11 protein-coding genes and 1 other RNA gene are annotated in these 13,154 nt (G+C 52.9%); 9 read left to right on the top strand and 3 right to left on the bottom strand.

Annotated elements, in window-relative coordinates:
• Positions 1-40 precede the first annotated feature (40 nt).
• The 3 genes from ftsX to QP888_RS10535 are packed head-to-tail and all read left to right on the top strand — an operon-like array spanning position 41 to position 3,531.
• Positions 41-943 (top strand): permease-like cell division protein FtsX, encoded by a 903-nt coding sequence (ftsX, locus tag QP888_RS10545; protein WP_284813523.1) that lies wholly within the window; start codon positions 41-43, stop codon positions 941-943.
• A 22-nt stretch (positions 944-965) separates the two neighbouring features.
• A complete protein-coding gene (smpB, locus tag QP888_RS10540) occupies positions 966-1,475 on the top strand; it encodes an SsrA-binding protein SmpB (protein ID WP_144737788.1) in 510 nt (169 codons plus the stop codon).
• A gap of 19 nt (positions 1,476-1,494) precedes the next feature.
• Positions 1,495-3,531, top strand: coding sequence for an acyltransferase family protein (locus QP888_RS10535; RefSeq protein WP_284813522.1), 2,037 nt, complete (start codon positions 1,495-1,497; stop codon positions 3,529-3,531).
• An 86-nt stretch (positions 3,532-3,617) separates the two neighbouring features.
• Here the strand turns inward: QP888_RS10535 and QP888_RS10530 are convergent, their stop codons facing one another.
• Complete coding sequence (locus QP888_RS10530; RefSeq protein ID WP_284813521.1) at positions 3,618-4,646, bottom strand: DUF4300 family protein; 1,029 nt, start codon at positions 4,644-4,646, stop codon at positions 3,618-3,620.
• Positions 4,647-4,796: 150 nt separating this feature from the next.
• Between QP888_RS10530 and ssrA the strand changes: the two genes are divergently transcribed.
• Positions 4,797-5,184: a transfer-messenger RNA gene (gene ssrA, locus QP888_RS10525) on the top strand.
• Positions 5,185-5,415: 231 nt separating this feature from the next.
• Here ssrA and QP888_RS10520 read toward each other — a convergent pair.
• Both QP888_RS10520 and QP888_RS10515 read right to left on the bottom strand, forming a co-directional pair.
• Entirely contained in the window at positions 5,416-5,724 is a 309-nt protein-coding gene (locus QP888_RS10520; RefSeq protein ID WP_284813520.1) for a hypothetical protein, read from the bottom strand.
• 260 nt (positions 5,725-5,984) lie between these two features.
• Positions 5,985-7,475 (bottom strand): peptide MFS transporter, encoded by a 1,491-nt coding sequence (locus QP888_RS10515; RefSeq protein ID WP_284813519.1) that lies wholly within the window; start codon positions 7,473-7,475, stop codon positions 5,985-5,987.
• A 379-nt stretch (positions 7,476-7,854) separates the two neighbouring features.
• Between QP888_RS10515 and QP888_RS10510 the strand changes: the two genes are divergently transcribed.
• The 5 genes from QP888_RS10510 (at position 7,855) to QP888_RS10490 (ending at position 13,038) form a co-directional block, all read left to right on the top strand.
• Positions 7,855-8,904 (top strand): siderophore ABC transporter substrate-binding protein, encoded by a 1,050-nt coding sequence (locus QP888_RS10510; RefSeq protein ID WP_284813518.1) that lies wholly within the window; start codon positions 7,855-7,857, stop codon positions 8,902-8,904.
• 163 nt (positions 8,905-9,067) lie between these two features.
• The gene (locus QP888_RS10505; protein ID WP_284813517.1) at positions 9,068-10,111 is read left to right on the top strand and encodes an ABC transporter permease; all 1,044 of its coding nucleotides are present in this window, start codon (positions 9,068-9,070) and stop codon (positions 10,109-10,111) included.
• A gap of 94 nt (positions 10,112-10,205) precedes the next feature.
• Positions 10,206-11,255 carry an iron chelate uptake ABC transporter family permease subunit gene (locus QP888_RS10500; protein ID WP_284813535.1) on the top strand — a complete coding sequence of 350 codons (1,050 nt, stop codon included), beginning with the start codon at positions 10,206-10,208 and terminating at the stop codon, positions 11,253-11,255.
• On the top strand, positions 11,252-12,007 hold the full coding sequence (locus QP888_RS10495) for an iron ABC transporter ATP-binding protein (protein ID WP_284813516.1): 756 nt from the start codon (positions 11,252-11,254) through the stop codon (positions 12,005-12,007). Before QP888_RS10500 ends, QP888_RS10495 begins: the two co-directional genes overlap by 4 nt.
• A gap of 50 nt (positions 12,008-12,057) precedes the next feature.
• Positions 12,058-13,038, top strand: coding sequence for an arsenic resistance protein (locus tag QP888_RS10490; protein ID WP_284813515.1), 981 nt, complete (start codon positions 12,058-12,060; stop codon positions 13,036-13,038).
• Positions 13,039-13,154 lie beyond the last annotated feature (116 nt).

Below are 13,154 nucleotides of genomic sequence, written 5' to 3'. Positions count from 1 at the left end.
CTACCGCCTGCAAGTACTGCCCGGAAGGGAAAAGAGAGATATGAAGCTGAGTTTTGTGCTCAAAGAGTCGTTCAAAGGTCTGGGCCGCAACTTCACCATGGCTTTTGCGCTGATTGTTACCACCGCGATTTCGCTAAGCCTGGTCACTGCCGGTGTTCTGGTGTCGATGATGGCGTCGGATACCAAAGACATCTACCTTGAGCGCGTAGAGGTGATGGTGCAGTTGGATGAAGAAATCTCTACGACTGATGAAGACTGCACCTCGCAGGCCTGTAACGAGGTCAAGCAAGCTTTGGTGTCGGAAGAGGGCGTGGAGTCGGTGATTTTCCGTTCGCAAGCGCAGTCGTATGAGCGTTTCGTGGAAGTATTCGGGGAAACCGACCCTGTGTTGGTGGAAGAGACCTCACCGGATGCTTTGCCCGCTGCATTGCACGTACGGCTGAAGGATCCGACTGATACCAGCCCGCTGGACCCAATCCGGGACCTGCCGCAGGTTGATAGTGTCATCGACCAGGTCGAAGATGTCCGCGGAGCCACGGACAACCTGGATAGTATCCGGAATGCGACGTTCCTTCTCGCTGTGGTGCAGGCGGTGGCTGCGATTTTCTTGATCGCCAACATGGTGCAAATCGCGGCGTTTAACCGTCGGGAAGAAATTGCCATCATGCGCATCGTGGGTGCTTCCCGTTGGTACACCCAGGCCCCATTCGTGATTGAGGCGATGCTGGCAACATTGCTGGGTGCCATCGTTGCTGGGATGGGTTTGTTTGCTGCGAAGTTCGCGGTAGTGGATCCATCGTTGGCAGGTTTGTACGAATCGCAATTGATTGCACCGATTCGCACCCGCGATATTTGGGCTAGTTTCCCCGCCGTCGCCGTCGTCGGGATGCTCTTTTCCGGTATCACCGCCTACATAACGCTGCGCTCCTACGTGCGCAAGTAAAACTAGTAAGATTGCAGCTGTTATGGCGAAAAAGGGCAACAAGGCGAAAAAGAACGCGGTGGCGGCCAATTCAGCGGTTCTAGCAACCAACCGCAAGGCACGTCACGATTTCAAGATTCTCGATACTTATGAGGCCGGAATGGTGCTGGTAGGCACCGAGATTAAAGCCATGCGCGAAGGAAAAATTTCGCTTGTCGACGCCTTCGCCACTCTGGACAAAAACGAGATTTGGTTACGTAACCTGCACATCCCGGAATACTCCATGGGGCATTGGACGAACCACTCGCCGAAGCGCACACGCAAGCTGTTGCTGCACCGGCGCGAGATTGACAAGCTGATGGGGCAAGTCCGCGATGGTTCGCGTACGCTGATCCCGCTGAAGGTTTACCTGAAAGACGGTAAGGCTAAATGTGAGATTGCCCTCGCAGAAGGCAAACTCAACCGCGATAAACGCGAGGATATTAAACGCCGCGATATCAACCGTGAAGTTTCTCGTGAACTGGGGCGCCGCGTTAAAGGAATTAACGCTTAAAGCATGTAGTCTTTCACCCATGTCTCAAACGCGTGCGAGGTTGCGACAAGTTCCTGGCTTAGATGGTTTGCGCGGCTTGGCTGTTGCAGCCGTTGTGATCTACCACTTTTTTGGTGACGTATTGCCCGGTGGCTATTTAGGCGTTGACATGTTCTTCGTGCTGTCGGGCTTTTTGATTACTTCGTTGTTGTTGCGCGAATATGACACCACCGGCACGGTGAATCTGAAGGATTTTTGGGTTCGTCGCCTGCGCCGCATCATGCCGACGGCAATCGTGGTGCTCGTGGTCTGCACCGCGATCGTCGGTGTTATTGGGGGCGATTTTGCGGTCGATATTCGCACGCAATTTTTGGGTTCACTGTTTTTTGTCAGCAACTGGACGCAGATCGCTACGTCGGCCTCGTATTTTGCTGATAGCGAGGTCGAAGTCTTTGCGCACTATTGGTCACTGGCAGTAGAAGAGCAGTTCTACTTGCTGTGGCCTTTAGTATTGTTCGCGTTGCTGGCCGTGTGGGGTGCGCGCAAGCGATTGCATATTGCGCTGGCATCACTGCTGGCGGCGGTAGCTTCGGCGATAGCCATGGCGGTGGTCTATTCCCCGGATGCTGACCCCACTCGTGTGTATTACGGCACCGATACTCATGCGTTTGGCTTGCTGGTCGGAGCTGTCTTGGCGATGTTGCTGACCACCAGCAAAGCTGATCCGACACGTGATTCCTGGCCCGTGTTAGAACTAACACGGGCACGGTTCGTGGCGTCGCTAATCGGCCTGGTGGCTACAGCAATCTATGTGGTGCAGCTGTTTGTGATGGCTGATGACGGCAATTTCCCGTATTGGGGAGGTCTGTTCATTACTAGTCTGGCAGGCGCCGGAATGATCTACGCAGTGGTCTATGAAGTCGCTCCACTGCGGTGGATCTTCGAATTCCGGCTGATGCGTTATCTGGGGCAGCGGTCGTTTTCCATTTACTTGTGGCACTGGCCGGTCATTATGATTATCCGCGAGCTGACGCCGGAGGAGACACTGGACAGCCATGCTGTCTGGTGGGGTCTTTTAGCTGTGGCAATGTCGCTAGGGTTATCGGAATTGAGCTACCGCTGGATAGAAAGCCCTTTCCGGCGCAAGGGCTATGGCACAGTCTTTGCAGTTATCTGGGCGCATCGTCCGCGCAAGGCTTCGGCTTCCAATACGACCTCACCCGAAGCGCCTGTTGCTTGGATGGCTGGACTCGTGCTTACCGTTGGCTCGGTGGGCGGAACTGCCTACGCGGTGGTGAATTCATCAGATAAAACGCAGCTGGAGCAAGATTTGGATGCGCTTGCTGAGCACAACCGGCAGCAACGCCAAGAGATGCAGGAGCAAGCTGGCGATGCTGAAACTGGCGATGCTGAAACTGATGACGCTGAAACTGATGACGCCAAAAATACAGATACTGAGAAGAGCGACAGCGAGAAAAACAGCGACGACAGCAGCTCCACGGGCAGTTCTAGCGATCGTGAGAAATCGAAGGACAAGCCGAATAAGGAAGACGTTTCCGATCGCAGCATGCCCGCCGGTGACGAAATTACCGCCATCGGTGATTCGGTGATGCTGGCGTCGTTGCTGGCGTTGAACGAAGAATACCCAGGCATTTATGTTGATGCGGATGTCTCTCGAGCATGGGGAGTGGGTGTGCAAGTTGCATCATCTCTGGCCTCGCAAGGACTGCTGCGCGACACGGTGGTCCTCGGATTCGGGACCAATAGCGAGGCCCATCCGGGCGATATTGCGTCGATGATGGAGATCATGGGTGACGACCGCACCGTCGTTATGGTTTTGCCATATGGTGATCGATCCTGGATGCCGCGCGCCCGCGAGCAAATCATTGAGGCAGCTAAGACCTACGACAATGTGTATATTGCGGACTGGTGCACCCACGCGATGCACACCCCAGGGGCGTTGCGCGAGGACGGTATCCACCCGGATCCGATTGGTGCTACCGAATACGTTACCGCTATCACATATGCGCTGCAGCAATACGTTAACGGGGATAAAAACACCGATACTCTCTGCTAAGCGGATCACTCCGGAAGGTGTTGTGAGACTGGTCGGCGTTGCTGACTGGTTCGTCTTGTGCCTAGCTAGGTTAGCTAACCCGGGTACTAGCGCTTGGCAAAGCGCATACCGTCGATGACTTTGTCGTTATCGAAGATGATGGGGCGGCCATATTCTAGGCCTGGTCCATCGTCGTATTTGTGCATTAGATAGTCGTTGAGCTGCTGCATATCCCGCACGGTGATGGCTTGGTACGGCATATCGAAAGCGATTTTTTCTAGAAACAGATAACCGTCGTCCAGCGGTACTGCGACGCCGGTGTGCCCAATGAACAGCGTCGCCGGGTCGGTGAGCGAGTCGTGCGAGAACATTGAAATCACCCGGGCGGCGGTGTCGGCGAATTCGATCCCGCGCTCGTCGAAATGCGCCTGGATATCGGCGATGTGCTGTGCCGGGTCTTGATCTATCGTTGTCGGGATATTGCTATAGAACGCAGCGAACTTGCGGCGCTCTTGCTCATCCAGAATTTCTCCTGGCGCGTTGTTCAGCGACTCCTGGTCGATAAACAACAAAGACTCGTTTGGGTTGTCCTGGTTTTTGACGGTGAATAGGGAATCGGCCAGCGTAAAGGTATTGATTCGACAGTTGGTGCCAGCATAATTGGCGTGATGCTGCTGCCAGGCCGTGGTGATTGCCTCGACGTCATAGTCTGGGTCTTGCGTGCCGTAGTCGGTGAATCCGTCGTTGATGAGGCTGCCGGTGGGGACGGCGTGATTGTATTCGTCGACAAGCCGGAAGAAACCGTCGATACTTTCCTGTGGCACACCTGCATCTTTTAGTGCCTTATGCGCGGTCTCCTGCGATTTCTTGTCGACGAGGTTGCTGACCGTCATGCCTTCCAACAGTTCTGCCGCGTCATTTTCTGCGGTGGGGAACTGGCTTCGTTGCGCGTCAGATGACGAATCGGCAGGCGTAGTTTCTGCAGAGCTGGCCCCGGTTGCTCGAGTTGCTTCGGTTGCCTCGGCTGTTCCAGTTGACTCTGTTGCCGGGAGTTCACTGGAACTGTCTGGTCTAGCGCATGCTGCTAGCAGTAGGGCGGTGGTTAGCGAAGAGGTGAGAAAAAGTTTCGTGCGCATTGGTTCATGCTAACGAACTGACGAATCTGCATGTGGTCGCAGACAAGAACGAGTATGCTCTGCGGGTTGTGTAGTCCTAAGCTTGCACGAGCTTGCGCATGGCCCACAAGCAGGTGTAGCCTGATCGCTTACAAGGGTTTCCCTGACAACGGGGTTGATTTGGTTTCGACTTCGTCTGTTGAGCCAGGGGAAGCGTGCCGGTGTAAGGTAACGGCCACCGTAAGCGGCGTTACAAATACAATAAACGCAGAGAAGACCTCTCAGCGTGACTACGCCCTCGCTGCCTAATTAAGCTGCAGCGACCGCGTGTCTGTCAGCCCAAGTTATGCTCTTGGCTTGGAATCTGGCATCGACTAAAGAGCTTGCCTGCTGGCTGAGTCATCAGGGCCAGTAGGGACACTCACTGATGGCTGGGCCCATCTTCCGAGACGTGTTCGTGCGAGTCGGAGGGCCGAGTAAGGATCATGCGCGAACTGCGCACGGAGAAGCCCTGGCGAAGCAACGAAGGACCCGGGTTCAAGTCCCGGCAGCTCCACTTTAGCCCCTCACTTTTTGCAGGTGAGGGGCTATCTTGTGTTCGATCCGTCCTTGAGTATCAGTGGTGGGGACACAGTTTTTGCCTATTACCCCGCTTTCCAAAACGAAAAACCGCAACTCTGCACTATGAAGTAAATGGTCCCAAATTCAGGACTTGTGGCAGCGCACAATGGAGAATAAAAAAAGAACCACTGGGGTCCAGACGGACTCCAGTGGTTTGCGTGCGATGTTTCTAGGTGGTGGCGGGCTCTTGGATCCAGAATTCGCCAGAATCATCCTTGTAGATCACATCGCCAGCTTGAGCGGTCTGAAACTCATTGACTTTCAGTTCAGTGAGGTCACGAGTTTCCGTGGTTGGACGTACGAACTCTTCACCTGCGAACCATTCCTGAAATGCGGCGGCTGATGTGGAAGAACCTGTGAAAATATGCTCTTCGAAGTGAGGCTGATACTCCGCAGCAGAGGCGGAAGATACACCAGTCACTCCGATGGTTGTGGCAACGGCAAGCATGCCACTCATAGCAATGCGGGATAGTTTCATAAAAATCACACTCCAAAATAGAAGAACAAGACTGCACTAAAACATGTTACTCGCTTAGGCCATGATGATAAAGGTTTGCTTCAGTTTCTTAGAAAACTCCAAGATAACGGATTCAACTGGTTGTTGTGGACTCGGTTGTGTTCGAGGGGTTCAGTTGTTATTTGCACAGATAAGCGGGCCTGAGCAAAGATCTGAAAGTTTTGGCCAGCACTGCGGTTTCAGTCTGGCCAGAAAGATGAGTGGGTGACGCAGGTAGGAAGTTAGCGTACTCCACGCATCATTGTCAGTATGGATTTGCGGCCGATGAAGACTGCAATTCCGGCGAGCAGTGACATGATCGCCATCGTCGAGAAGTAGGCTACCTCATTTTCGCGGCTGTAGAACTGTGCCATCCAACCGGCTAGCGTCGTACCCATGCCGATGGAAGTCCAGTACAGTGCCATCATTTGTGATTTGTGAGCGGTTGGCGCCAGTTTCGTGGTCAAGGAGATTCCGGTTGGTGAGATGGTTAGCTCTGCCATTGTGATGACGAACAGTACGCCTACCAACCAACCGACGTTGACGACGTCCTGGCTGCTTGGCAGTAAGAAGATTGCGAATGCAATGCCGGCACCTACCAGGCCTAGGGCGAATTTCGAAACGATCGATGGTTGCTTATCACCCATTTTGGTCCACATCACAGAAAATAGTGTTCCGAGCAAAATGATAAACAACGGGTTAATCGAGTTGAATAGACCTGGTTTGAGTTCCATACCGAAAATATTCCAATTCAACCGGGTATCGGAGTAGATAGCCATGACGGTGAACTGTTGCTGGTATAGGGACCAGAAAATTACACTGCCGAACCACAGCGGGACGAAAGACTTCACCCGGGAGTGTTCTTGTTCGTCGACTTTGTCGCTGCGGAAAAGAATTACGAATAACACGACGGTGCAGATTGCGATTAAGCCAATCACCCACGATTCGATATTTTGCGGGGAGATTAGTCCGAGGACCACCAAAACTACTATCAGGATGGTGAAGGCAATGGTGGCGACTAGTACTTTCTTTTTCTCCCCGGGTGAAGCAGGGTTAGAAACGTGATGTACCTCCGCTGGTAAATTTTTGCGCGTCAACGCGTACTGGGTTAAGCCCAGTGCCATACCAATGGCGGCGATGCCGAAGCCGAGGTGGAAACCAGATATATCCCAGGCGAAATTCGTTGCTAGAGGGCCCAGTAGGGCACCGATATTAATGCCCATGTAGAAGATAGTGAACCCGGCGTCACGACGACTATCTGTCAGGCTATACAGCGAGCCGATAAGTACCGACGCATTCGTTTTGAGGCCTCCGGATCCGATGGCGATTAATACTAAGCCGAAAACAACTCCGCCGAGACCTGGAATCAAAGCTAGGGCGATGTGGCCTGCCATAATTCCGATTGCAGAGTAGAACATGGTGCGCTCAGGGCCGAGTACTTTATCCCCAAGGTAGCCGCCCACGATGGCCATGAGGTATACCATGCCTCCATATGCACCGATAACCCCGGTAGCCGCTGTCTTGTCTAATCCCAGTCCGCCGTCGGCGACTGAATAGTACAGGTAGAAGACCAGGATGATCTGCATTCCGTAGAACGAGAATCGCTCCCACATTTCTACGAAAAACAGGTTGGCCAGCATGCGTGGGTGGCCGAAGAAGGTTGCGGAACCGGTATTTGGCCCGGTTTCGTCTGGTGTGGTGCCGGAGTCTGTTGCCGGCTGAGATGTAGACATGAGAGGATCCTCGTACTTACTCACGAAAATGATTACGGTAACAGCCTAAAACTACGCTTTTGTTCCGTGAACACAAGGGTGCAAATTACTCCGAATCTTCTGCAGTCGCGTGGACTGAGACCAGGCGCGTCGGCAAGCGTGACGTCGCTTAAATCACTAGCGGGGGTAGGTGCAATATTGGAAAACCTAGGAAAATGCTTGTTAAGTAACGATTTGCTAATGAATCGTGTCCATCTAAGGGTGTAGTAGTCCAGCCAACCCTTGTTAAGTCAACCCGTGCTTAATAAAGTCAAGCTTCGACTGTGTGTTTGTGAATTAGTCACACAGAAAATTATCAGAGTTGCGAACTTACGCTACACCCTAGGAGAAGTGAACGAAGATGGCTTCAATTAAGATCCGTAATACCGTAATCACTGGACTTGCTCTATCCAGCCTGGTTCTTACAGCTTGTTCCACTGATGATGCCGAGAGCACCAACGCAGATGCTACGACGTCGGCAGAATCAAGCGCTGCGGAATCTTCGTCGGATGCTGCCTCTGACGGTGACACCATTACCATCGAAGACAACCACGGCACTCAGGAAGTTCCGAAGAACGCCAAAGCCATTGCCGCAACGGATAACCGCTCATTCGAGATCTTGGAAAAGTGGGGAGTAGACCTCGTTGCTGCTCCGAAGCAACTGATTCCGCACACGGTTGATGCCTACCGTGAGGACGATTCGGTCGCCGATCTGGGTATGCACCGCGAACCAGACCTGGAAGCTTTGGTTGCTGCACAGCCGGATCTCATCATCAATGGACAGCGTTTCCAGTCGCACTATGACGACATCAAGCAGCTGAACCCAGATGCTGCGTTGGTAGAGTTTGAGCCTCGTGACGACGAAGACTTCGCGGAAGAGCTGCGTCGCCACGCATTGGCACTCGGAGAGATCCTGGGCCATGAGGACGATGCCCAAGAGCTTGTCGACGAATTCGATGCTGCGATCGAACGCGCGAAGAAGGCCTACGATGGTGAATCCAGTGTGATGGCACTGAATGTCTCCGGTGGTGAGATTGGATATGTCGCTCCGTCCCTTGGCCGTGTCTATGGACCGGTTTTCGACATGCTGGATTTGAAACCTGCGCTCGAGGTCGATGATGCATCACAAAACCACAAGGGTGATGATATTTCCGTAGAAGCCATCGCGGACTCGAACCCAGCCTGGATGTTCGTACTGGACCGCGACGCTGCAATTTCTGCACGGTTGGAACCTGGTTACCAGGCAGCGAAAGACGTGATTGAAGGCTCCGATGCTTTGCGTAACGTCGCTGCGGTCAAAGACGGACAGATTGTCTATGCACCAGAAGACACCTACACCAACGAATCCATCATTACCTATACTGAGATTTTGAACGATATCGCTGACGCGTTCGAAGCAGCGAAGAAGTAATTCTTCCGCTCTCGTTTGTAGGTGCGAGTGATCGTCCCGCGAATAGTCATTATTCGACGAATGATGCACAAGTGAGGCCTACAATGCCAGCCGAGGCTACGAATTCGTAGCCTCGGCATTGCCATGAGCATCGGTCGATGATGAAGAAATGAAGGCACAAGACATGACAACTGCCACAACGCCTGGCAGCCCCGATGGCGCAAGTGCGCCTCCCGGCGATCCGGGACAGCAATCCCAAGCACGGCGAGCGCAGACACGCACGAAATTATTTGACTGGAAACTGGCCGTCGGCTTCGCCGTCGTCGCAGCGTTGCTGCTGGCATCACTGATGGTCGGCGAATACAACATCTTTGAAGCGGCTGATGGTTCGGACTTTTTCTACATCACGCGCTTGCCACGCACTATTGCGTTGGTATTGGCAGGTGCCGCAATGGCGATGTCAGGTTTGGTCATGCAATTATTGACGCAAAACCGATTTGTGGAGCCGACCACCACTGGAACCACCGAATGGGCTGGGCTTGGTCTGCTGTTTGTCATGTACTTCATTCCGACGGCGTCGGTGCTTGAACGCATGATTGGTGCCGTCTTTTTTGCGTTCGTCGGCACCATGGTGTTTTTCCTGTTTTTACGCAAAATCTCGTTGCGGTCATCGTTGGTAGTTCCGATTATCGGCATCATGCTGGGCGCAGTGGTTTCGTCGATCTCGACGTTTTTCGCCTTGCAATTCGATATGCTGCAATCGTTGGGCATTTGGTTTATGGGCTCGTTTACGTCTGTATACAAAGGCCAATATGAAGTGCTGTGGGTGGTTGTTGCGATCGCTGTTGCGGTTTTCTTCTTCGCCGATCGTTTGACGGTTGCCGGGCTTGGCGAAGACATTGCCACCAACGTTGGCGTTAATTATGCGCGGATCGTATTGGCTGGCACTGCCTTGATCGCTGTTGCCACCGGCGTGGTTACAGTCGTGGTGGGAGCGTTGCCGTTTTTGGGCTTGATTGTGCCGAATGTGGTCTCAATGTTCCGCGGCGATGATTTGCGCTCGAATCTTCCGTGGGTCTGCTTGCTCGGAATCGCGATTGTGGTGGTGTGCGACCTCATCGGACGTACGATTATCAGTCCATTCGAAATGCCAGTTTCTGTCATTCTGGGCATCGTTGGTGCCATTGTTTTTGTCACCCTGATTGTTAGGCAGGCACGCCGTGGATAATCTTGAGACAAATAAAGTATCGGCACACACTTCTCGTACAGCAGATCCTGCGCAGGTGGGAGATGCCGAGTCTTCGGATCGCGTGGAACACGGTATGAGTCCGGCACGACACATAAGCGAGAACCAAGGGCAACAACGAAGAGAGCGCCGTGCCTCTGCGTTTCAAAATTCCGCCGCGGCTGGCAAATATTGGATTATTCTCGGTGTCCTCGCAGTCATAGCTGCTGGTTGCGGGTTCGGCCTTTTGGCCTATGGGAACCCGATGCCGGTGGGCACTGAGCAATTTTGGCTCATTGCCGAGCGGCGGATGAATTCCGTGATTGCGATGGCGGTGGTCGCGATTTGTCAGGCCATGGCGACGGTAGCTTTTCATACCGTCACAAATAACCGTATTATTACCCCTTCGATCATGGGGTTTGAATCGCTGTATGTGCTGATTCATACCTCAACCGTGTTTTTCCTGGGAGCAGCCGGACTGCATAACGCCCGCACTTTGTCGACGTTCGTGTTCCAGATCGTCGTGATGATTCTGCTCTCCTTGATTCTGTATTCCTGGTTGCTGACCGGAAGGCATGCAAATATGCACGCCATGTTGCTGGTCGGCATCATTATCGGAGGCGGTCTGGGCTCTATTTCGACGTTCATGCAGCGCATGCTCACACCGTCCGAATTCGATGTGTTAACCGCACGGATGTTTGGTTCGGTCAACAATGCTGATACGGAATATTATCCATTAGCTATTCCGCTCTGCCTGGGGGCGGCTGGATTATTGTTCGTTTTCTCGCGCCGGTTGAATGTGCTGGGGCTCGGCAAAGACGCTGCGATGAACCTGGGCCTGAACTATAAGCTGTGGTCGATTGGTACGCTGATTTTGGTATCGGTGCTGATGGCGGTCTCGACGGCATTGGTCGGACCGATGACCTTCCTGGGATTTTTGGTAGCGACGTTGGCTTATCAATTTGCCGATACCTTTGACCATCGTTTCATTTTCCCCATGGCGGTATTGACCGCATTTTCCGTACTCACTGGTGCGTATTTCGTGCTCAATCACGTTTTCTATGCCCAGGGAGTCGTCTCGATTGTCATCGAGCTGGTTGGCGGCTCGGTCTTCCTATTTGTCATTTTGAGAAAGGGACGCTTGTGATTACCCTCCGAAACCTGCACAAGGCCTATAGCAGTGACGTAGAGATCGGCCCGGTGAATCTGGAGATTCCCGCCGGTGGCATCACTGCGCTCGTTGGCCCGAACGGCGCGGGTAAATCAACCTTGCTCACGATGATCGGGCGGTTACTGCAGCCGGATTCCGGAGAGATCACTGTCGGCGGCGCAGACATCTTTAATACAAAGTCGAAAGACTTAGCGCGCATCGTTTCCATTCTGCGCCAGGAAAATCACTTCATTACGCGTTTGACGGTGCGTCAGCTCGTCGGGTTTGGGCGCTTCCCGTATTCCAAAGGTCGCTTGACACCTGCTGATGAAGAAATCATTTCGAAGTACATCGATTTTCTGAATCTCACTGAGTTGGAAAACCGCTACTTGGACCAGCTATCGGGTGGGCAGCGCCAACGCGCGTACGTCGCGATGGTGTTGTGTCAGGAAACCGATTATGTGCTTCTCGACGAACCGCTAAATAACCTTGATATTGCACATTCAGTCGAGATGATGCGTCACCTGAAACAAGTAGGTCCCGAGTTCGGGCGGACCATCATCCTGGTGCTGCATGATATTAACTTCGCTGCACGCTACGCGGACTATATTTGCGCGGTAAAAGACGGCCAGATTTGCGAGTTCGGTACTCCAGACGAGGTCATGAAGGATCACATTCTTACCGAGATTTTTAATACGGACATCGCCGTGATTGATGGTCCGGACGGTCTGCTGGCCTGCTACCACTAAAAGAACCGACGACGGTGAGAATGTGACAGCGAAAATATGATGGCGAATTGATGATTCAGAACCTGGTGGCACAGCAAATACAGCGTTGGATAGATTTCCTCGTTGAACACCAGGTTCTTTTCTATGTGGCCGCGATACTGTTCGGCCTTTTCGTCTCCCCGTGGGACTTGGGAAAGCTGGTCGGTCCGGTTCTTGGTCTCCTGATGCTGTCGACGTTTTCCGCGCTGCCGCTACGGCGAGTGCGATTAGCCCCACGGCTAACCGCGGTAATATTGGCGTTAAATTTTCTCGTCGTGCCGTGTGTTGTTTGGGTCTTAGTGCTGCCTGTACGTGGTGACCAGGTGATTCTCATCGGAATTATTTTGGTCTTGCTTGCCCCGTGCATCGACTACGTTGTGCCCTTTTCAGGCATGGCGGGAGCCGCAAATCATCGCTTATTGGCGATCACCCCGTTGTTGTTCGTGCTGCAAATAATACTGCTCAGTCTGCTACTCCCGCGGTTGATTGGTGCGGAATTTGTTGATTCTGCAATGGAACCATTATTGCGTTCCGTTGTGGGGATGTTGGCTATTCCACTGGGTTGTGCGTGGTTACTGCAGTGGTGGAAACGCATATCGCGGCACCGGCGCATCGGAAAGATAGCAAGACACACTCGAATCAGCTTAGATGGCGCGATGGTGCCGTTGATGATGGTGACGTTATTCGCGATCACCGCGACGCACGGTGCAGATGTGTTCCGCGAAGGCCGCGATCTTGTACCTGCGATAGTTATCTATGTCGTCTTCGCAATAATCATGGTGACGGGTGGAATTGTTGCCGTAAGGATAGCTAATTTGCGTATCGACGACGGGCTGGCAGCAGTATTTTCTGGTGTCACCCGAAATTCCTTAGTTGTTATGCCGATTGCTTTAGCGCTTCCGGATGGTTTTGAGGCAGTTCCGATCGTGATTATCACGCAAACATTGGTCGAGTTATGTGTCATGGTGTCGCTCATAAAAACCGCGCCGTACCTGCAAAGACTTTTGCAATAAACCTGGAATTTGCAATGTGTTTACTAATCGCTTAAGCTTATCCAAGTCGCCGCGAGGGGCTGACAGGGAAAATAACTTCACAGGATGTTGGTTCTGGTGGTTGTGTTTCTTGTTTG

The sequence above is a fragment of the Corynebacterium sp. MSK297 genome (genome assembly GCF_030232885.1).
Taxonomy (GTDB): domain Bacteria; phylum Actinomycetota; class Actinomycetes; order Mycobacteriales; family Mycobacteriaceae; genus Corynebacterium.
Note: the sequence above shows the minus strand (reverse complement) of the source record. Positions and strands in the feature narration are given on the sequence as shown.

Bases quoted from the DNA above. Each gene is read 5' to 3' on its own strand.
- QP888_RS10520 (WP_284813520.1), bottom strand. From the start codon at position 5,724: ATGAAACTATCCCGCATTGCTATGAGTGGCATGCTTGCCGTTGCCACA.
- smpB (WP_144737788.1), top strand. From the start codon at position 966: ATGGCGAAAAAGGGCAACAAGGCGAAAAAGAACGCGGTGGCGGCCAAT.
- QP888_RS10510 (WP_284813518.1), top strand. From the start codon at position 7,855: ATGGCTTCAATTAAGATCCGTAATACCGTAATCACTGGACTTGCTCTA.
- QP888_RS10490 (WP_284813515.1), top strand. From the start codon at position 12,058: ATGATTCAGAACCTGGTGGCACAGCAAATACAGCGTTGGATAGATTTC.
- QP888_RS10515 (WP_284813519.1), bottom strand. From the start codon at position 7,475: ATGTCTACATCTCAGCCGGCAACAGACTCCGGCACCACACCAGACGAA.
- QP888_RS10500 (WP_284813535.1), top strand. From the start codon at position 10,206: ATGAGTCCGGCACGACACATAAGCGAGAACCAAGGGCAACAACGAAGA.
- QP888_RS10535 (WP_284813522.1), top strand. From the start codon at position 1,495: ATGTCTCAAACGCGTGCGAGGTTGCGACAAGTTCCTGGCTTAGATGGT.
- QP888_RS10505 (WP_284813517.1), top strand. From the start codon at position 9,068: ATGACAACTGCCACAACGCCTGGCAGCCCCGATGGCGCAAGTGCGCCT.
- QP888_RS10530 (WP_284813521.1), bottom strand. From the start codon at position 4,646: ATGCGCACGAAACTTTTTCTCACCTCTTCGCTAACCACCGCCCTACTG.
- ftsX (WP_284813523.1), top strand. From the start codon at position 41: ATGAAGCTGAGTTTTGTGCTCAAAGAGTCGTTCAAAGGTCTGGGCCGC.